Genomic DNA, 20,401 nt, shown 5'->3' on the forward strand with positions numbered 1-20,401 from the left:
CCTTCGTTGTTTAATAATTGCTCAAAGGAATACACATGGAATGGCTGACCAACCCTGAGATCTGGGTTGCCTTCTTGACACTGACCGCCCTGGAAATCGTCCTGGGTATCGATAACATCATCATGATTTCGATCCTGGTCAGCCGCATGCCCAAGCACATGCAGCAGCGCACCCGAATTTTCGGCCTGGCGCTGGCCATGGTCACGCGAATCCTGTTGCTGCTGTCGATCACCTGGGTCATGCGTCTTACCGCCGACCTGTTCGAACTGTTCGGCCAGGGGATTTCCGGGCGTGACCTGATCCTGTTCTTCGGTGGTCTATTCCTGTTGTGGAAGAGCTCGCAAGAGATGTATCACGCACTGGAAGGCGAAGATGAAACGCACGACGAGCCGAGCGTCAAGGGCGGCAACTTCCTCTACACCATCATCCAGATTGCGATCATCGACATCGTCTTCTCGCTGGACTCGGTGATCACCGCGGTCGGCATGGTCTCCCATGTACCGGTCATGGTCGCTGCAATCGTTGTCGCGGTACTGGTAATGATGCTCGCGGCTGGCACCATCAGCGCGTTCATCGACAAGCACCCGTCGCTGAAAATGCTGGCGTTGTCGTTCCTGCTCCTGGTGGGTACCGTGTTGATCGCCGAATCCTTCGAAGTGCACCTGCCAAAAGGCTATGTGTATTTCGCGATGGCATTCTCGCTGGCGGTGGAAGCAATCAACATCAAGATGCGCACCGCGATGGCGAAAAAACGCAAACAGCAGGATCCGGTCAAACTGCGCAAGGATGTTCCTGGGCAGTAACCGCGATGTTTGCCGGTTAGGCAAAACCTGTGGGAGCGAGCCTGCTCGCGATAGCGGTTCTTCAGTCAGCATATGCTGTATCTGATGGCCCTATCGCGAGCAGGCTCGCTCCCACTTTGTTTTGTGCCGCTGCAAAGCTCTGGCTCCATGACACTTTTGTTTCAATCACTTCTTTAGCTATGCGATGCTGGCGCCCGGACCGTTAGCCAACTACAGCTTAAGTAAACCAACGTAGATCGTCGCGGCACCTTCAACTTGTCCCGTTGGGACGCTACCACCCCAGGGGGCCCGTATGCTCACCCTGCTCAATCTCCTGTCTGCCGTGGCCCTGCTGATCTGGGGCACGCACATCGTCCGAACCGGCATCCTGCGGGTTTACGGTTCCAATCTGCGCCATGTGATCGGCCAGAACATGTCCAAACGCGGCTGGGCGTTTATTGCCGGCATCATCGTGACCGCGATGGTCCAGAGCAGCAACGCAACCGCCATGCTCGTCACCTCGTTTGTCGGTCAGGGCCTGATGGCGCTGACTCCGGCGCTGGCGACCATGCTAGGTGCCGACGTCGGTACCGCGTTGATGGCGCGGGTGCTGACGCTCGACCTTTCCTGGTTATCGCCGCTGCTGATCTTCCTCGGGGTGATTTTCTTTCTGTCGCGCAAACAGACCCGCCTCGGGCAAATGGGCCGCGTCAGTATCGGTCTGGGGCTGATCATTCTGGCGCTACAACTGATTGTCGAAGCGGCGGCGCCGATCACTCAGGCCCAAGGCGTGAAAGTGATTTTCGCCTCGCTGACCGGTGACATTTTGCTCGACGCCCTGGTCGGCGCGCTCTTCGCGATGATTTCCTACTCCAGTCTCGCCGCCGTCCTGTTGACCGCAACGCTGGCCGGTGCAGCCGTGATCAGTTTGCCGGTGGCGATCGGCCTGGTGATCGGAGCCAACATCGGCAGCGGCATTCTCGCGTTCATGAGCACCAGCATGCAGAACGCCGCCGGGCGCCAGGTTGCGCTGGGCAGTCTGTTGTACAAGCTGATAGGCCTGTTGTTGATCATCCCGGTACTCGACCCGCTGGCGCACTGGATCGACAGCCTGGACTTCAGTCCACAGGAAATGGTCATCGGTTTTCACCTGCTCTACAACACTGCGCGTTGCCTGATCCTGCTGCCCAGCGTCGGGCCGATGGCCAGGCTTTGCGCCTGGTTGCTGCCGCAGCGGCCGGAAACCAACGGCACCGCCAAGCCCCGTCATCTCGACCCGACGGCGCTTGTCACGCCAAGCCTGGCGCTGGCTAACGCGGCCCGGGAAACGTTACGCATCGGTGACCTGATCGACAACATGCTCCAAGCCATGCTCGATGTGTTAAGCGGCAAGCAGACTGCCGTGACCCAGGAAATTCGACGTCTGACCGATGACGTCGAATCGCTCTACAGCGCCATCAAGCTGTATTTGGCGCAAATGCCCCGCGAAGACCTCAGCGATCACGACAGCCGTCGCTGGGCGGAAACCATCGAACTGGCGATCAACCTTAAACTGGCCAGTGACCTGATCGACCGCATGCTGCGTAAAGTGCAGCAGCAAAAAACCTCGCAGCGACGGTCGTTTTCCGAAGTCGGTCTGGAAGAGTTGGCGGGACTGCACAGTCAGTTAATTGCCAACCTGCGCTTGGGATTGTCAGTGTTTCTCAGCGCGGACAAGGAAAGCGCGCGCCAGTTGTTGCGCGAGAAACGCCGTTTTCGCGCGCAGGAACGCCGCCTCGCCCACGCACATGTCAGCCGTCTGCAACGCAAGGTGGTGCAAAGCATCGAGACCAGTTCGCTGCACCTGGAATTGATAGCCGACATGAAGCGCCTGAATTCGCTATTTTGCAGCAGCGCCTATGTGGTGCTGGAAACGTCCGACACCGGCGCGCTGGTGGTGGACGATTTGGCCGACATCACGCATTCGCCTTGAACGACTGGCGGCGGGGTTAGTCAGTAACTTTGGTTCCGGTTCAAGACATTGCCAGCAGGCTGGCTCCCTCAGGGATCTACGGTGTAACGCACGCCTGGGGGGGTGAACCTGCTCGCGATGGCTGCGCGCAAAGCGGCACGGACCTCCAATCAGTCGTAATGGAAGCTCGTTATGCGTTGTCTGTTGCTCGCCTGTCTGTTGCTTGGCTCAATCCCCGCGTTCGCCCTGGATCGTTTTCAGGTCGAAGGCTACACGCTGCCCAATGGCCTGCAATTGCTGCTCAAACCCGGCACGGAACGCGGGCACGTAGCGATCCGCCTGGTGGTCGGGGTTGGCATCGATGATTTCGGTTGCAACGACAAAGAGCTGCCGCACCTGCTTGAGCACCTGCTGTTCAGCGGCATCGACGCCACCGGCGAAGGCGGTCTGGAAGAACGCATGCAGGCGCTGGGCGGTGAATGGAACGCCTTCACCAGCAACGCCGACACCACTTTCGTCATCGAAGCGCCGGCGAAGAACCAGCGCAAAGTCCTCGACCTTCTCCTCGCTTTACTGACCCAGACACGCATCGATGACAACGCCATCAACGCCGCCAAACAAGTGGTCGAGCGCGAAGACGGTGGTCACTACACGCACCTGCAACGCTGGCTCGATCGCCAGGACCTCGGCCACACGGCCAGCAATCAACTGGCGGTGGAGCTCGGCCTGAAATGCCCCGAGCGCGCCGAAGTCGACCACCTGACCCGCGAGCAACTCGAAACTGCGCGCGCGGCCTGGTATGCACCCAACAATATGACCCTGATTATCGTCGGCGATCTTGAGCGTTTGCTTCCGGCGTATCTGGAGCGGGCCTGGGGCGCACTTGAACCGGTGGACCCGACCGATCACCCGCCTCTTCCGCAAATCAACGCCAGCGCAGCGCATGAACGCACCTTGAGCCAGGGTCTGGTCGGCGACAGCGCCAAGCTGCATTGGCTGGTGCCCGAACCGATGCTGGAAAATCAGCACGATCAAACCTTCGATTTGCTCAAGGACTATCTGGACTGGGCGCTTTATCGCCAGCTGCGCCTGGCTCATGGCTTGTCCTACGGCCCGTCGGCCGAGCGCGAAGTGTTTGGCGGGGTTGGCTTCATGAGCCTCAACGCTGATCTGGAACGCGATAGCGTGCCCGAAGCGGAGCAAGTGCTGGAACAGTTGAAAGCCGATTTGCTCAAGGACGGCTTGAATGCCGAGACGTTCGAACGACTTAAACAGGCGGCCATCGCCCGTCAAGCCTGGGCGGTTCAAGGCAACAGCGCACTGGCCGATTACTACTGGAGTGCCTTGGGTAATTATCAGGACGGCCGTTTTGCCGACCCTGCCAGGGAACTCAAAAGCGTGACGCTGGCCGAGTCCAACAAGGCGATGCGCGAATTGCTCATGCAGCCGGGTTATCTGCGCATCGAGAAGCCGCTGATGAGCGATGATCAGTTTGTTTTGGCGATTGCGGGGGTGTTGGGGCTGGTCGTGCTGGTGTTGTTGAGTTGGCGTGTGCACCGAAGAGCGCGGCCTTCCCCGTAGCAGCTGCCGAAGGCTGCGACCGACGGCGAAGCTGTCGTAAACCCTGACACCTGGTATGTCAGGCAAATCATATGGGTCTTGTTGGCGAGGACTTCGTCCCCGGACGCAGCCTTCGGCAGCTGCTACATAAACGCGTTCCTCGCCACGCCGCCTCGCCGGGCGGTACTCTGGCGAGGGTTTTCCCCACGACTATTGTGAATCGCCGAATGCAGAAAATGACCGTGTACCTACAACGCATTCTGGAGTTGATGAAGCGCTATCCAGGCGTGATTGCGCTCGGCGGATTCATTTCCGGGGTCGGCAGTTTCATGCTGGTCGATCGCCAGCAAAGCCTGGCGTCCTGGATCGCCATCATCATGCTGATCAGCTGGATCTGGTTGATGCTGGAAAACAGCATGACCCGGCTTTTCGCAAAAATTTTCAAACGCGAAATTCCTCAGCCTTTACTGCGTTACGGCACGCAAATGATCCACCAGGAAAGCCTGTTTTTCGTTTTGCCGTTCTTCTTCATCACCACCACCTGGAACAGCGGCCAGTTTTTCTTCACCGGCATGCTCTGCCTCGCGGCTATGATTTCCATCATCGACCCGATCTACTACAAATGGCTCGCGCCGAGGCGCTGGGCGTTTCTGGCCTTGCACACCCTGACGCTATTTGCCGCCCTGCTCACCGCCCTGCCCGTCATCCTGCACCTGACCACTTCACAAAGCTTCAAACTGGCACTGGGGATCTCCGTGCTGCTGTCGTTTCCCAGCCTGGCGTCGATCTTCCCGATCCGCACGCTGCGCAACGCCCTGGCGATTCTCTGCATCACCGTGGGCATTGGCGGCGTCGGTTGGGTGCTGCGTTCGTGGGTACCGCCGGCCACGTTGTGGATGACCGACGTGGCGATCAGCACCCAAATGCAGGATCGCACGCCCGGCAAGAGTCTGGACCGAGTCAGCGCTGAGCAGATAAGCGGCGACGGCTTGTACGCCTATACGGCGATCAACGCCCCGCGCGGCCTCGACGAGCGGATTTATCACGTCTGGCAGTTCAACGGCAAAGAGGTCGACCGCATTGCGCTGGATATTCACGGCGGACGCAAGGAAGGCTATCGCGCCTGGACCCATAAACGGAATTTCCCCGGCAACCCGGCGGGCAAGTGGCAGGTGCGCGTGCTGACCGAAGATGGCCAACTGATCGGCGTGTTGCGCTTCGAGATCACGGACAGCACACCGGTCAAAGAAAAGTCGGGCGGTTCGTGATATTACGTAATGCTGCGCAATAGCCACGCAAGCACGGAGCTTATGATCAGCAGCCCATTGGCCGGCGATGCCCGACTGGACACCACGTACACCCCTGCGCAATTGCGCATCACGGGTGACTGGACGCTCGCCCATTACGCGGCGCTGAAAAACCTGAGCGACAAACTTCGCGGCCAATACACCGACAACACCCACGTCGACCTCAACGACCTTGGCGCGCTCGACACCGCGGGCGCGTCGTTGTTGGTGGAGTTGCTCGGCTCCGAGCGCCTCGGCAAATCCGCCGAGCACCCGGACTGCACGTTGTCGGCCGCCGACCGTGCGTTGTTGCAGACGGTGTATTGCTCGATGACCGACTTCTGCGTGCCGATCAGGGAGCCGGAAATCAACGTCGGCATTCAGCTGCTGACGCGCATTGGCCGCGCAGTCGATGCGGTCTGGCAGGACACCCTGCAACTGCTGGGGTTTGTCGGACTGATCCTGGAGACCATCGCGCGTGGCCTGTTGCGCCCCAAGCGCTGGCGCCTGACGCCCATGGTCGCCCACATCGAGCAGACCGGCCTGGACGCCGCGCCCATCGTCGCCCTCCTCACCTTTCTGGTGGGCGCCGTCGTGGCATTTCTCGGCGCTACGGTGTTGGCCAGTTTCGGGGCGACCATCTTCACCGTGGACCTGGTGGCCTTTTCCTTCCTGCGCGAATTCGCCGTGTTGCTGACCGCCATCCTGATGGCCGGGCGTACCGCCAGCGCGTTCACTGCGCAAATCGGCTCGATGAAGGCCAACGAAGAAATCGACGCAATCCGCACGTTGGGCCTCGATCCGATGGAGTTGCTGGTGGTGCCCAGAGTGCTGGCGCTGCTGGTGGCGCTGCCAATGCTGACCTTTGTTGCGATGCTCTCGGGGATCATCGGCGGTGGCGTAGTGTGTGCGGTGTCACTGGATATTTCGCCGGCGATGTTCCTCTCGCTGCTGCAGGCCGACATCGGCGTTCAGCACTTTCTGGTGGGCATGGTCAAAGCACCGGTTTTCGCCTTTCTGATTGCGGCGATCGGTTGCCTTGAGGGTTTCAAGGTCAGCGGCAGCGCCGAGTCCGTCGGCGCGCACACCACGTCGAGCGTGGTGCAGTCGATTTTCGTGGTGATCGTCCTGGACGCCATCGCCGCGCTGTTCTTCATGGAGATGGGCTGGTGAGTCGTCAATCCCGAGCGCCCTCTGAGGTGGTGATCGAAGTGCGCGGGCTGTGCAATCGTTTCGGCAGCCAGAGCGTGCACGAGAACCTGGATCTGGACTTGTACAAAGGCGAGATCCTGGCCGTGGTGGGCGGGTCCGGCAGCGGCAAATCGGTGTTGCTGCGCAGCATTGTCGGCTTGCGTCAGCCCAGCGAAGGGGTGGTCAGGGTGTTTGGCAAAAACCTGCCGACGCTGTCCGAACATGAGCGCTCGCTGGTTGAACGGCGTTTTGGCGTGCTGTTCCAGAAAGGCGCGCTGTTTTCTTCGTTGACCGTCACCGAGAACGTCGCCCTGCCACTGATCGAACACGCGGGCCTTAGCCGCGACGATGCCGAACATCTGGCGGCGGTGAAACTGGCATTGGCGGGTTTGCCGCTGTCGGCGGCCGACAAGTACCCCGCGTCGCTGTCCGGCGGCATGATCAAGCGTGCGGCGCTGGCCCGCGCACTGGCGCTCGATCCGGATATCCTGTTTCTTGATGAACCCACTGCTGGCCTTGATCCGATTGGTGCCGCGGCATTCGATCAGTTGATCCTGACCTTGCGTGATGCGTTGGGCCTGAGTGTCTTTCTGATCACTCACGACCTCGATACGCTTTACACCATTACCGACCGTGTGGCGGTGCTGGCGCAGAAAAAAGTGCTGGTGGCGGACGCCATCGATGTGGTCTCGGAAACCGACGATCCGTGGATTCACGAATACTTCCATGGCCCTCGCGGCCGCGCGGCGCTGACCGCCGCCCAACAGCTCAACGAGGTCTGACATGGAAACCCGAGCCCATCATGTTTTGATTGGTCTGTTCACCGTGATCGTGGTGGCGGGCGCCCTGCTCTTCGGCCTTTGGCTGGCCAAGTCCAGCGTCGATACCCAGTTCAAGGATTACGAGGTTGTCTTCAATGAGGCGGTCAGCGGCTTGTCGCCTGGCAGCGCCGTGCAGTACAGCGGGATCAAGGTTGGCGATGTGGTGACTCTGCGCCTGGACCCTAAAGATCCGCGTCGGGTCCTGGCGCGGATCCGCCTCGGCGGCGACACGCCGATCAAGCAGGATACGCAGGCCAAACTGGCACTGACCGGTATCACCGGCACCTCGATCATCCAGCTCAGCGGCGGCACTCCGCAAAGCCCGACTCTGGAAGGCAAGGACGGCAACCTTCCAACCATCATTGCATCGCCCTCGCCTATCGCCCGTTTGCTCAACGAGAGCAATGATTTGATGTCTGGCGTGAGCACCCTCATGCACAACGCCAACCAGATGTTCTCCGAGCAGAACGTCGAGCGCATCAGCAAGACCCTCGAGCATCTGGAACAAACCACCGGGACCATCGCCGATCAACGCGGCGACATCCGCCAGGCCATGCAGCAACTGGGCGCCGTCGGCAAGCAGGCATCGGCGACGCTGGAGCAGACGGCGGCGCTGATGCGCAACGCCAACGGCTTGCTCAATGATCAGGGCAAAGAAATGTTCGGCAGTGCCGAGCAGGCGATGAAGTCGCTGGAGCACAGCAGCGCGACGATCAACACGCTGCTGACCACCAACGAGCATTCACTCAACAGCGGCATGCAAGGTCTGAACGGCCTGGGCCCGGCCATTCGCGAGCTGCGCGAGACGCTGTCGTCGTTGCGGGCGATTTCCCGGCGACTGGAAGCCAACCCCGGCGGTTACCTGCTGGGCAACGACAAGAACAAGGAATTCACGCCATGAAGCTGCGCCTCTTTGCCCTCCTCGCTGCTGTTGCGCTGACCGGTGCGTGCTCTATCCTGCCCGAGTCCACGCCATCGGATGTCTATCGCTTGCCGTCGGCGCAAAGTCCTGCACTGAACAACGGCATGGCGCAGCGCTGGTCGTTGCGTTTGAACAAACTGCAGTCCAGCGAAATATTGAACAGCCCGAAAATCGCTGTGATTGCGCAAGGCGATCTGATCAGCACCTACGCCGCCTCGCGCTGGAGCGATCCGGCGCCGGTGCTGTTGCGCAATCGTCTGCTCGATGGTTTTCAGCGCGATGGTCGGGTGTCGTTGTTGAGTACCGACGACAGCAACTTTCAGGCGGACCTGGAGCTGGGCGGGAATTTGCAGGCATTCCAGACCGAATATCAGGGCAGCACCGCGAGTGTCGTGGTGCGTCTGGACGCCTTGCTGGTGCGTGGTTACGACCAGCGCATTCTGGCGAGTCGCCGCTTTGAAGTGAGGCAATCGCTGAGCGACGTGCAAGTGCCGGCGGTGGTGGCCGGGTTCGGTCAGGCCAGCGACCGCTTGACCGCGCAGGTAGTGAACTGGGCGGTTGAGCAAGGCCAGACAATCGCCCCGCCCGTCAGGAATACCACGCAGCCCCTGTAGCCGCAGGCTCCGCCAGCGGCTACAAGGTTTTGGGTTAACCAAAGAACCAGTAGCAAACCCCGATAGCGCCCAGTACCCCGGCCAATTCCGCCAGCAATGCACACCCCACGGCGTGGCGTGCCCGCTGAATGCCTACCGCGCCGAAATACACCGCCAACACATAGAACGTCGTTTCGGTACTGCCCTGCACTGTCGCCGCCACCAGTGCCGGGAAGCTGTCCACGCCGGACGTCTGCATGGTTTCGATCAGCATCGCCCGCGCCGCGCTGCCGGAGAACGGTTTGACCATGGCTGTCGGCAGCGCATCGACGAATCGGGTGTCCCAGCCGGCCCATTCCACTAAATGCCGGATCCCATCGAGGCCGAAGTCCAGAGCGCCGGATGCGCGCAGCACGCCAACCGCACACAGCATCGCGACCAGATACGGCAGCAGATTTTTCGCTACGTCGAAACCTTCTTTCGCGCCTTCGACGAACGCTTCGTAGACCTTGACCTTGCGCAGTGCACCGACGATCAGGAACATCATGATCAGCCCGAACAGCGTCAGGTTGCCGAGGATCGAAGACAAGCCCGCCAGCGCGGTCGCCGAGAGCGTCGCCAGCAAGGCCATGAACGCACCGAGTGCGAGAGCACCGGGTATCAAGTAGGCAAGCACCACCGGGTCCCACAGCCGCAGGCGTTGCATGAACGCCACCGACAACAGGCCGACCAGCGTCGAGCAACTGGTAGCGAGCAGGATTGGCAGGAACACCAGCGTCGGGTCCGGCGCGCCTTGCTGGGCGCGATACATGAAGATCGTCACCGGCAGAAGCGTCAGGGAGGACGCGTTGAGCACCAGAAACAGGATCTGCGCGTTGCTGGCGATGGTGGCGCTGGGGTTGAGTTCCTGCAGCGCTTTCATGGCCTTGAGGCCGATCGGCGTGGCGGCGTTGTCCAGGCCAAGCCCGTTCGCGGCGAAGTTGAGGGTGATCAGGCCGATGGCCGGGTGACCGGCTGGCACTTCCGGCATCAACCGCAGAAACAGTGGGCCCAGCGCCTTGGCCAGCCACTCGACGATTCCGGCTTTCTCGGCAATTCGCAGAAACCCCAGCCACAGTGTGAGGGTGCCGAATAGCAGGACCATGACCTCGACCGACAACTTGGCCATGGCGAAGATGCTTTCTACCATCGCCGCAAAGATTCCGGCGTTACCGCCGATCAGCCACTGCGCCAGCGCCGACACGGCTGCCACGATGAAGAAGCCAAGCCACAGGCCATTGAGCATCAGTTGTATCCCCCAAAGAATGCGGCGAATGATAGCGGGGTCGCCAGAAACGACAAACCCCGGATTTTCTCCGGGGTTTGTTTGGAACTGCTTATGTGGATCCCTGTGGGAGCGAGCTTGCTCGCGATGACTGACTCACAGGCATCATTAATGTCGACTGATCCAGCGCTATCGCGAGCAAGCCGGCTCCCACGCAAAAGCCAGGTCCGCACAGGTTTTGCATTAGCTGCGGGAAGTTTCACCCACTGGCATTGGGTCTTTGCTGCGCCAGTGCGGCAGGGAATTCCAGTAGCGTTCGCCCTTCGCGTCGTCGTACATGCCTTCCCAGCGGGAGATGACCAGCACGGCCAGTGCGTTGCCGATCACGTTCAATGCGGTCCGCGCCATGTCCATGATGCGGTCGACACCGGCGATGAATGCCAGGCCCTCCAGCGGAATACCGACGCTGCCCAGCGTTGCCAGCAACACCACAAAGGACACGCCCGGTACACCGGCAATGCCTTTGGAGGTGACCATCAGGGTCAGCACCAACAGCAATTGCTGACTGATCGACAAATCGATGCCGTACAGCTGGGCAATGAAGATCGCGGCAATGCTCTGGTACAGGGTAGAACCGTCGAGGTTGAACGAGTAACCGGTTGGCACCACAAAGCTGCAGATCGCTTTCGGTGCGCCGTACGCTTCCATCTTTTCGATAACGCGCGGCAGCACGGTTTCAGAACTGGCGGTGGAGTAAGCCAGCACCAGCTCATCCTTGAAGATGCGCATCAGCTTGAGCACCGAAAACCCGAACAGACGCGCGATCAGCCCCAGCACCACGAAAGCGAAGAAGATGATGGCGACGTAAACCAGGATCACCAGTTTGGCCAGCGGCAGCAGCGAAGCGAAACCGAAGTTGGCCACGGTCACAGCGATCAGTGCGAAAACGCCAATCGGGGCGTAGTTCATGATCATGTGGGTGACTTTGAACATGCTTTCCGACACGCCCTGGAACATCGTCACCAGCGGGTCGCGCAGTTCTGGTTTGAGGCTCGACAGGCCAAGACCGAATAGCACAGAGAAGAAAATGATCGGCAGCATCTCGCCACGGGCGACGGCGGCGAAGATGTTCGAAGGGATCAGGTTGAGGATGGTTTCGATGAACGCGTGTTCATGTTGAACCTCGGCAGCTGTCGCCTGGTACTTGGAAATATCCACCGTACCGAGGGTGCTCATGTCGATGCCGGCACCGGGATGGAACACGTTGGCCAGCACCAGGCCGACAACGATGGCGATCGTGGTGACAACCTCGAAGTAAAGAATGGTCTTCAGACCGATGCTGCCAAGCTTCTTTGCATCGCCGACACCGGCGATACCAACGATCAGCGACGAGATCACGATTGGAATCACGATCATCTTGATCAGACGGATAAAGATATCGCCTGCCGGTTGCAGGACGTTGCTGATCCACCAGGCTTTCTCGGCACTGAAGTGGTTGAGCAACGCACCAATTGCAATCCCCAACACCAGACCGATCAGGATCTGCCAGGCGAGGCTGATTTTTGCCTTCTTCATATCTTTACCCTTACTTGCGTTTGACTCAGACAGATGCAGGAACTGGAACGCCCGTGGCGAAAAATTCTGCGCATCTGCCCCCGTATAAGGTGCCTGCGGATCGCGTTTTCACGGTTCTCTGGCAGGTGAAAAAAGGCGCAACTATTCCGATGCAAGGAAGCGACGTCTAATGCCGTAAACGACTACCCTATGCCGAATCGGCATGAGTTTTTTTGTTACATAGTCGCGTCCCAACCGGTTCGAATACGACATTTTGGCAAACATAAGTGCCGTGAACCGGCCACATCAGGGGCCGTAGAGTCCATTTTTAGTGGTATCAGAGAGGTCAACTTTCAGAGATTTTCAAAGTTTCGTCGCGAAAATTTCCATATAAAACAAGCGTTTTTTCTCGATATACGGTCGTAATCGATCATCGACATAAATCGAAATTCAAATTTTTGGATGGATTACAAAAAGGTGTCGGCGAATCCGAATGGTTCACCCTGGCTGTAGCGCATATGGCGCATAAGCTCTTCGCAAGTCCGTCGAACACTCTGCCCGGCGAACCTGCGACGCAGCTATTACCTGACCCGGCCCTCGCGCAGGCACTCCTTGTGCCCGTAGGTCACTCCGCCCCTGAAACAGGCAGAACGTCCCGACCCCCTGGTCATGCGCAAACCTGCTTCAGGTAGCGCATTTCGAAAGAAGCCGCGTGGCTTCTCTCAAGTTTTCGAATCAATACCAGTTTGGATCTTTTTTCAGCTGTTCCATCAACAACTTCTGCATACCTTCGTCTGGTTTGCCCAGGAAGCGGTAGTCAGCATGTCGCGTTGGCGACTTGTCGGCTGGCAGCCCAGCAGGCACTTCAACCAGCATGCCGTAGGCGTCGTCTTTGTCGAAGCTGAATGCCACGATCAAGCGTTTGTTCAAGCAAGTACTCTGCGTTTCACACAGCGGCCCTACCAGATACTTGTCGCCATCCTCTTCGACTGCATTCATTTGCTCGGCGTCCCCGGAGAGGTTCATCACCCATTCCGGCAGCCGCTCTTCCTTTTTAACCACGTCGGTCCATGTTTCGCGGTATTGCGGGTCGGCATTCAACAACTCGTTGACCCGCGCCTGGCCGTCATTGGCCGCCGATGCCATGGCACTGCCGCCCAGAAACAGAGCGGCTGCCAGCATTTTCAGTGAAACATTCATCTTCAACCTCGACCGCGGCGGCCAAAGAAGAACGAAACAACAAACATCACCAGGAACACGACAAAGAGAATCTTGGCGATACCCGTGGCGGTGCCCGCGATACCACCAAAGCCCAACACTGCAGCGATGATGGCAATGATCAAGAATGTGATTGCCCAACTCAACATGGTGATTCTCCTTACGTTTCTATTTTGAGGTAGTGCTTGTGGTGCTTTTCCCGGCGCCTGCAGCTCGCCAAGTACGTTTACTTAAAAAACCCAACGTTCCTGTTGCGGCATATCGTCAACGGCCTGAGCCTGGTCGACATCCATCATTCGCATGACGCCGCTTTCGGCAGCAGTACTGCTGACGGCACTGAAATGGGTTTGCATCGGATAGTGAATCGACACGCGTGGCGCTTCTTGCTGCTGGCTCTGCTCCCAACGCTGATACTGCTGGCCGGCGATCAAGGTGATCAGCAGCGCCAGAACAGCAAACAGACCTTGCTGGATATGCAGTGGCGAGATACGCAATTGGGCGGCACGTTGGCGATTCATCCTGGAGCTCCTCCCACATTGGGTGAATTGGGTAGAAGGCATCGCTGGAATGCCTTGAATAGCCAGAGCATTGCAGCCTGCATGCCAGTTTTTTATGTTCAGTAAAACCTATATAAATCAATAAGTTAGCAGTCGATATAAATATTTATCGGACGCATCCTGCACGATGGTCCTTTTGCGGTCGTGCGTAATGCACGATAAATTCGTAGGAGTTTTCATTATTTTTGAATTGCTGACAGGGAGTGAATGTCAGAACCGGACTTCAGAACTCGCCTTCGGGCCGCTTATCCGATAAAAAAACAACAAAATCAGTGGATTAGCCGTAGGGTAAGGAGAGAGCTACCCCGAGGTGGCCGAAATCGACCAGAATCAACCATGCAACTTGCCCGATTTTTCCGGGACTAACCAAGATCATTCAGTAAGGAGCGTAGGAAAGATGGAATCAGCCACTGAGAATCAAGGCCGCATTCTGCTGGTGGACGATGAGTCCGCCATCCTGCGTACTTTTCGTTATTGCCTTGAAGACGAGGGCTACAGCGTTGCCACTGCCAACAGTGCAACCCAGGCCGAAGCGCTGTTGCAACGTCAGGTATTCGACCTTTGCTTCCTTGATCTGCGCCTCGGTGAAGACAATGGCCTTGATGTACTGGCGCAGATGCGTATTCAGGCGCCGTGGATGCGGGTGGTTATAGTCACGGCTCACTCGGCCGTCGATACCGCGGTAGATGCCATCCAGGCGGGCGCCGCTGATTACCTGGTCAAGCCTTGCAGCCCCGATCAATTGCGTCTGGCCACCGCCAAGCAACTTGAAGTGCGCCAGCTGTCGGCTCGACTCGAAGCCCTCGAAGGCGAAGTACGCAAACCCAAGGACGGCCTCGATTCCCACAGCCCGGCCATGAAAGTGGTGCTGGAAACAGCCCGTCAGGTCGCCGCTACAGACGCCAATATCCTGATTCTGGGCGAGTCGGGCACCGGTAAAGGCGAGTTGTCGCAAGCGATCCACGGCTGGAGCAAGCGGGCGAAGAAGTCATGCGTGACCATCAACTGCCCATCCTTGACCACTGAATTGATGGAAAGCGAGCTGTTCGGTCACACCCGCGGCGCGTTTACCGGCGCCAGCGAGAGTACCTTGGGCCGGGTGAATCAAGCGGACGGTGGTACGCTGTTTCTCGACGAGATCGGCGATTTTCCCTTGGCGTTGCAGCCCAAATTGCTGCGTTTTATTCAGGACAAGGAGTATGAACGTATCGGCGACCCGGTCACCCGCCGGGCTGATGTGCGAATTCTCGCCGCGACTAACCTGAATCTGGAAGACATGGTCCGCGACGGGCGCTTTCGCGAAGATTTGCTCTATCGATTGAACGTCATCACTTTGCACCTGCCGCCATTGCGCGAACGACGCGAGGACATCCTCAACCTGGCGGACCGTTTCCTCGCTCGGTTCGTCAAGGAATATGCGCGGCCGGCGCGCGGCTTCAGCGAAGAGGCACGTGAAGCGCTACTCGGTTACCGCTGGCCCGGCAACATTCGTGAGTTGCGCAACGTGGTGGAGCGGGCGAGCATCATTTGCCCGCAGGAGAAGGTCGAAATCACTCACTTGGGCATGGCCGAGACGCCAGTCAACAATGCGCCACGCATCGGCGCGGCGTTGAGCCTGGATGAGTTGGAAAAGGCCCACATCGGCGCAGTGCTGGCCACTGCCGATACCCTTGACCAGGCTGCCAAAACCCTCGGGATTGACGCTTCAACGCTGTATCGAAAACGCAAGCAGTACAACCTGTGAGCCTGCCCCGATGAAACTGGCGATGAAGCTGCGAACACGGCTCTTCCTGAGTATTTCCGCACTGATCACCGTGGCGTTGCTCGGTCTGTTACTCGGCCTGGTCAGCGTGATGCAGATGAGCACCACGCAGGAAGTGCTGATTCGCAACAACTTCGTGACCCTCAATTTGGGCCTGAAGCTGCGTCAAACCCTGGGTGATCAACTGATTCTGATGCTCGGCGAGAAACCCGATCCTGCGGCGTTTGAGGCGTCCAGGCAGCATTATTTCCAGTTACTCGATCAGGGTATCGCCCATGAGCACGGCAGCAGCAACAGCCAATATGGTTTTGTCCAGGCGAAAACTGATTACCAGAATTTTCTGAAGGCGCTCGACCAGTCTCGCGATCCGGCTCATGTGCTCAGCGGCAATCAAGACCTCACCGAAAAATTCAATGTCCTGCGCAATGGCCTGATCATCGAGAACAAGCAAGCGCTGGATAACATCGACGCCACCCAGCGCAAGGCCCGTGAGCGCGCGCTGCTGATTGCCGGCACATTGGGCCTGGTCGGGCTGGCGGTGTTGATTATCGGCTTCATCACCGCCCATGCGATCGCGCGGCGTTTTGGTGCGCCAATAGAGGCGCTGGTGCAGGCGGCGGATGACATCGGGCAGGGCAACTTTGAAGTGACGCTGCCGATTTCCTCCGCGGTGGAAATGAATCAGTTGACCCAGCGGTTCGGGATCATGGCCGAGGCGCTGCGTCAGCACCAGGCCACCAATGTCGACGAACTGCTCGCAGGCCAACAGCGTCTGCAAGCGGTGCTCGACAGCATCGACGATGGCTTGTTGATGATCGACCGCGATGGCCATCTCGAACACCTGAACCCGGTGGCTCAGCGCCAGTTGGGTTGGGACAGCGACCGTTTGGGTCAGGGATTGGGTTCGGCGCTGAAACGTCCCGAACTTGATGCGCAGCTGCACTTGGTGCTGCGCGGCGGCACCCTGGAGCGGGCGCCCGAAGATCTCAGTATTGAAGTGGACGGCGAATCGCGCTTGCTGACCTACAGCCTGACCCCGGTCAGCCACACACAAGGTCATATTCTCGGCGCCGTGATGGTGTTGCATGACGTGACCGAGCAGCGTGCTTTCGAGCGAGTGCGCAGCGAGTTTGTCCTGCGCGCCTCCCATGAACTGCGCACGCCGGTGACCGGCATGCACATGGCCTTCGGCCTGTTTCGCGAGCGTGCGCATTTCCCGGCCGATTCACGGGAAGCCGATCTGCTTGATACCGTCAACGAAGAAATGCAGCGCTTGATGCAGTTGATCAACGATTTGCTGAATTTCTCCCGCTATCAGAACGGTTTGCAAAAACTCACACTGGCGCCGTGTTCCATCGACGAATTGCTGGAGCAGGCACGCTCGCGTTTTGCCGATGTCGCCGGCGAGCGGGGCATTGATCTGTTGGTGGAGGTGCAGGGCCCTCTGCCTTGGCTGCAGGCTGATCAGCCGCAACTGGACCGGGTGCTCGACAATCTGATCGATAATGCACTTCGCCATACCGACACGGACGGGCAGATTCGCTTGCAGGCCCGGCGTCACGGGGAGCGGGTGATCATTAGCGTCGAAGACAACGGCGAGGGCATCGCGTACGGCCAGCAGGGGCGCATCTTCGAGCCGTTCGTGCAGGTTGGCCGCAAAAAGGGCGGCGCCGGGCTGGGTCTGGCACTGTGCAAGGAAATCGTGCAACTGCATGGCGGGCGAATGGGCGTTTATTCGCGGCCGGGGCAGGGGACTCAGTTCTACATGGCGTTGGCGGTGTAAGTCCTTTTACGCTTCGTCATCGATGCGCCGTCCGGCCAGGCGCCGACCTCGGGTAATGAGTTCGATGAACTGCACGGCGCTCAATGCATGGGCGAACAACCAGCCCTGACCAAATTTAACCCCCTCGCTGCTGAGAAAAGCGGCTTGCGCTTCATGCTCGATGCCTTCGGCAATCACCTTGAGCTGCAGGGCCTGAGCCATGTGAATGATGTGTGGCGCCACGCCGCTGCTGGCGGCATCGTGTCCCAGTGCATCGATGAAGGCCTTGTCGATTTTCAGACAATCCACCGGCAGTGTCTGCAGGTAGGCGAGGCTGCAATACCCGGTCCCAAAATCATCAATCAGCACTTGATGCCCGACATCGCGCAGGGCCTGCAGGTTTTCCCGTGCGACAACTACATCGACCAGGCCACGCTCGGTGACCTCGAAGGCGATTTGCCGGGCGGCCACCCGATGCAGTGTCAGCAAGCGCGCCATCACTTGACCGATGCGCGGCACCATGACGTCGCAGGCGGCCAGGTTGACTGAAATGTACAGGTGAGGATTGGCGCGCAACAAAAGCCCCAGCTGTTCAAGCAGGCGTTGCAGGACAAAGTCGGTCATCTGACGGATCTGCCCGGTGTTTTCGGCCATCGGGATGAACAGGTCGGGGCTGGTCAGCGTGCCGTCCGGTCGACGCCAGCGCAGCAGGGCTTCGGCGCCGACGCAATTACGGCTGTCGAGATCGAAGATCGGTTGATAAAGCACCTGCAATTCGCCGCGCCGTATCGCGCCAGCCAGTTCGGCATCCAGCGACTGACGCTGACGCACCAGCAAAAACACCAGAAAACCCATCAACCCGCCCAGCGCCAGACTGCCGGGCAGCAGCCACCACCAGACTGCAGGCACATAAGTGCCGCTGCGCGGGGTAATCAACACCAATTGGTACTCAGGATTGTTGGTCGGCATGCGGTAAATCAAGCGGGTTTCGGTGACTTGCAGCGCATCGCGATTGCCCGGCGGCCAAGGAGCAGTGGGTGGCCATCGCTGCGCAGTGCCCAGCACCGGAATTGCCCGCGAGCCATGGTCGAGCACCACCAGCAGGCTGCTTCCCGGGGACAGGTCGACCATGTCGGTCAGGTGCCCGCGGGATGTCGCCGCGCGGAAATTACCGCGCCCAAGCATCAGCGCCGCACGGTTTTCATCGGGTTCGGTGGTGGTGTTCAACCAGTAACTGTAGGTCGGCCCCTGGATATCCGGCGCGCGAGTCAGTGACAACCCTTCCTGACGCGGGCGATTGGAACAGATGCGCGAGGCATCCATATAAGCGGCTTCATAGACGAAACGGTAGTTGAAGGTGACCTGCTGCAGTGTCGCGATCATCTCGTCATCGCAACCTCGCAGCGGCTGCGCCTCGAGGTCATCAAGGCTCTCGCGTAGCTGACCGAACAATTGCTCGAGCCGTGCCAGAAAGCGCTCGCCCTGGGCATTCATCTCCTGACTTTCATTCAGCTCGACCTGGCGCATGGCGACAAAAAGACTGAGGGCCATCAGCAGCGTCGCACTCAAGGCAGCAGCCAGCATCGCCAAAAACCACGGGCGATAGAACCAGCTACGTAACGTCTCTCGAGCAACTGTCATCTAGGGAATCCAAAGAATTACCAATGAGTTATAGCTGCTGATTGAGAAAACGCCCTGACCGTCGGGCGGTCGTCATTATTTTGTCTGGTTCAGAACCGTTAACAGCGCGGCAGTTTGCGCATCGGGCAGGCCGTCGAATCGGGCAGGGCGGAAGTGCATTTGAAACGCCGACAACACATGGCGGGTAGCGACATCCAGCTCGCCGGTTTGTGGCGTCGCATAGCCCAGGCGGGCCAGTTGCCCCTGGAACCAGCCAATGTCCGGCAATCTGGCATTGAATTGCTGCTGCTGCCGCGCCACGGCCTGTTCATTGGGCCACACACCAAGACCTTCGGCGGCCAGGCGCTTCCACGGGAACAGCGGCCCCGGATCGAGCTTGCGCAGCGGCGCAATGTCGCTGTGGCCGATGATGTTGCGGGGATTGATCGAGTAACGTTTGCTGATGTCTTTGAGCAGGACGATCAACGATTGAAGTTGCGCTTCGCTGTAGGGGTACCAGAGGCGGCTGCCGTCAGGATTTTCCTTGAAGCCCGGGTTAACGATCTCGATGCCGATGGAGCTTGAGTTCAGCCAGGTTCGGCCTTGCCACTCGCTTTCTCCGGCATGCCAGGCGCGCAGACTTTCATCCATCAGCTTGTAGATCGTGGCGTTCTTGTCATCACCGATCAGGTAATGGCTGCTGACTTCGCCATGGGTTAACAATTGCAGTGAGCGCTCCAGCGAGGCAGAGGTGTAATGCACCACCACAAACTGAATGCGACTGTCGTAATTGACGGAAGCGTGACGGGTATCGATTCGAGGACCGCTGGCGCAACCGGCCAGCAGAATCAGCGACGTGACGAAAGCAAGAAATTTCATGGCAAGGGCAGCACGCGAGTGACAGTAATGCAACAGTGTAACGTACAGCCTCGCCTGAAGGGGGGAGGCTGCAAAATTCGGAGAACAATTGTACGTCACACCCAGCGCTTGACTTAGAGCGCGCTCTAACCAATAGCCTTCTTGTTGCACCGCCAAAACGGCCAGGTACGTTGAGCGGCTAAACAAGGAGACAGGTCATGGTATTAAGAAAACTGAGTGTTGTAACCGGGCTCGTGCTTTCAGCATTCGCAATTCCAGTGTCGGCCACTGAACCGGATAGTCGACGAGTGAAGGGGATAGCGACCCTGGAAAGAATTACCGGGGCCACCGGCAACACCGTGGTCAATTCGCTTGGCGATATCTCGCCCGAGCTGGGTGATTGGATAGTCGATTTCGCCTATGGTGATGTGTTTTCCAGGCCGGGTGTCGCTCTGTGCACACGCGAGCTGGCAACCATCTCGGCCCTCACCGCATTGGGGAACGCGCAGCTCCAACTCAAGGTGCATATAGAGGGGGCGCTGAATGTGGGTTGCAAACCAGAGGAAATTGTTGAAATCATCATCCAGATGGCAGTGTATGCGGGCTTTCCAAGCGCGTTAAATGGCATCAGCGCAGCGCGGGAAGTGTTTGCCAAACGGGGCATCAAAATTGTTGCCGCACTTTCCGAGTGAACGGGCCA

18 protein-coding genes are annotated in these 20,401 nt (G+C 58.8%); 11 read left to right on the top strand and 7 right to left on the bottom strand.

Translation table 11 applies throughout. The features are described 5' to 3' along the window. The first annotated feature begins 35 nt into the window (after nt 1-35). The 8 genes from ACYZT1_RS00975 to ACYZT1_RS01010 all read left to right on the top strand — a co-directional run bounded on the left by ACYZT1_RS00975 (nt 36) and on the right by ACYZT1_RS01010 (nt 9,127). Complete coding sequence (locus tag ACYZT1_RS00975) at nt 36-803, top strand: TerC family protein (RefSeq protein WP_462017252.1); 768 nt, start codon at nt 36-38, stop codon at nt 801-803. A 292-nt stretch (nt 804-1,095) separates the two neighbouring features. Then, a complete protein-coding gene (locus ACYZT1_RS00980) occupies nt 1,096-2,754 on the top strand; it encodes a Na/Pi cotransporter family protein (RefSeq protein WP_462017253.1) in 1,659 nt (552 codons plus the stop codon). A 171-nt stretch (nt 2,755-2,925) separates the two neighbouring features. After that, nucleotides 2,926-4,314 (top strand): M16 family metallopeptidase, encoded by a 1,389-nt coding sequence (locus tag ACYZT1_RS00985; RefSeq protein ID WP_462017254.1) that lies wholly within the window; start codon nt 2,926-2,928, stop codon nt 4,312-4,314. 206 nt (nt 4,315-4,520) lie between these two features. Further along, entirely contained in the window at nt 4,521-5,561 is a 1,041-nt protein-coding gene (locus ACYZT1_RS00990) for a DUF5924 family protein (RefSeq protein ID WP_462017255.1), read from the top strand. Nucleotides 5,562-5,603: 42 nt separating this feature from the next. Next, a complete protein-coding gene (locus ACYZT1_RS00995) occupies nt 5,604-6,752 on the top strand; it encodes an MlaE family ABC transporter permease (RefSeq protein WP_462017256.1) in 1,149 nt (382 codons plus the stop codon). Beyond that, nucleotides 6,749-7,552 (top strand): ABC transporter ATP-binding protein, encoded by an 804-nt coding sequence (locus ACYZT1_RS01000; protein ID WP_462017257.1) that lies wholly within the window; start codon nt 6,749-6,751, stop codon nt 7,550-7,552. The genes ACYZT1_RS00995 and ACYZT1_RS01000 overlap by 4 nt, the downstream gene beginning before the upstream one ends. Before the next feature lies 1 nt (nt 7,553). Next, nucleotides 7,554-8,492: an MlaD family protein gene (locus ACYZT1_RS01005; protein WP_462017258.1), complete on the top strand. Its 939-nt coding sequence runs from the start codon at nt 7,554-7,556 to the stop codon at nt 8,490-8,492. Continuing rightward, nucleotides 8,489-9,127 (top strand): ABC-type transport auxiliary lipoprotein family protein, encoded by a 639-nt coding sequence (locus ACYZT1_RS01010; protein ID WP_462017259.1) that lies wholly within the window; start codon nt 8,489-8,491, stop codon nt 9,125-9,127. The genes ACYZT1_RS01005 and ACYZT1_RS01010 overlap by 4 nt, the downstream gene beginning before the upstream one ends. Nucleotides 9,128-9,161: 34 nt before the next feature. Here the strand turns inward: ACYZT1_RS01010 and ACYZT1_RS01015 are convergent, their stop codons facing one another. The 5 genes from ACYZT1_RS01015 to ACYZT1_RS01035 form a co-directional block, all read right to left on the bottom strand. Further along, nucleotides 9,162-10,391 carry a nucleoside recognition domain-containing protein gene (locus ACYZT1_RS01015; RefSeq protein WP_462017260.1) on the bottom strand — a complete coding sequence of 410 codons (1,230 nt, stop codon included), beginning with the start codon at nt 10,389-10,391 and terminating at the stop codon, nt 9,162-9,164. A gap of 222 nt (nt 10,392-10,613) precedes the next feature. After that, nucleotides 10,614-11,945 (bottom strand): glutamate/aspartate:proton symporter GltP, encoded by a 1,332-nt coding sequence (gene gltP, locus ACYZT1_RS01020; protein WP_462017261.1) that lies wholly within the window; start codon nt 11,943-11,945, stop codon nt 10,614-10,616. 714 nt (nt 11,946-12,659) lie between these two features. Beyond that, on the bottom strand, nt 12,660-13,124 hold the full coding sequence (locus ACYZT1_RS01025) for an inhibitor of vertebrate lysozyme family protein (RefSeq protein ID WP_462017262.1): 465 nt from the start codon (nt 13,122-13,124) through the stop codon (nt 12,660-12,662). Nucleotides 13,125-13,126: 2 nt separating this feature from the next. Then, nucleotides 13,127-13,291 (bottom strand): DUF1328 domain-containing protein, encoded by a 165-nt coding sequence (locus ACYZT1_RS01030; protein WP_003380232.1) that lies wholly within the window; start codon nt 13,289-13,291, stop codon nt 13,127-13,129. A gap of 81 nt (nt 13,292-13,372) precedes the next feature. Next, nucleotides 13,373-13,660 carry a hypothetical protein gene (locus ACYZT1_RS01035; RefSeq protein ID WP_462017263.1) on the bottom strand — a complete coding sequence of 96 codons (288 nt, stop codon included), beginning with the start codon at nt 13,658-13,660 and terminating at the stop codon, nt 13,373-13,375. Between the two features lie 436 nt (nt 13,661-14,096). On the opposite strand from ACYZT1_RS01035, the gene algB reads away from it, so the two are divergent. Together algB and ACYZT1_RS01045 are read left to right on the top strand one after the other, a co-directional pair. Beyond that, nucleotides 14,097-15,443, top strand: coding sequence for a sigma-54-dependent response regulator transcription factor AlgB (gene algB / locus ACYZT1_RS01040; protein WP_462017264.1), 1,347 nt, complete (start codon nt 14,097-14,099; stop codon nt 15,441-15,443). A gap of 10 nt (nt 15,444-15,453) precedes the next feature. Next, complete coding sequence (locus ACYZT1_RS01045) at nt 15,454-17,244, top strand: KinB sensor domain-containing domain (RefSeq protein ID WP_462017265.1); 1,791 nt, start codon at nt 15,454-15,456, stop codon at nt 17,242-17,244. A gap of 6 nt (nt 17,245-17,250) precedes the next feature. Here ACYZT1_RS01045 and ACYZT1_RS01050 read toward each other — a convergent pair whose 3' ends face one another. Together ACYZT1_RS01050 and ACYZT1_RS01055 are read right to left on the bottom strand one after the other, a co-directional pair. Further along, complete coding sequence (locus tag ACYZT1_RS01050; protein WP_462017266.1) at nt 17,251-18,864, bottom strand: EAL domain-containing protein; 1,614 nt, start codon at nt 18,862-18,864, stop codon at nt 17,251-17,253. Nucleotides 18,865-18,939: 75 nt separating this feature from the next. Further along, nucleotides 18,940-19,722: an N-acetylmuramoyl-L-alanine amidase gene (locus ACYZT1_RS01055; RefSeq protein WP_462017267.1), complete on the bottom strand. Its 783-nt coding sequence runs from the start codon at nt 19,720-19,722 to the stop codon at nt 18,940-18,942. A gap of 197 nt (nt 19,723-19,919) precedes the next feature. Between ACYZT1_RS01055 and ACYZT1_RS01060 the strand changes: the two genes are divergently transcribed. Then, the gene (locus ACYZT1_RS01060; protein ID WP_462017268.1) at nt 19,920-20,393 is read left to right on the top strand and encodes a carboxymuconolactone decarboxylase family protein; all 474 of its coding nucleotides are present in this window, start codon (nt 19,920-19,922) and stop codon (nt 20,391-20,393) included. The last annotated feature ends 8 nt before the right edge of the window (nt 20,394-20,401 follow it).

This window comes from Pseudomonas sp. PB3P13, assembly GCF_054897735.1.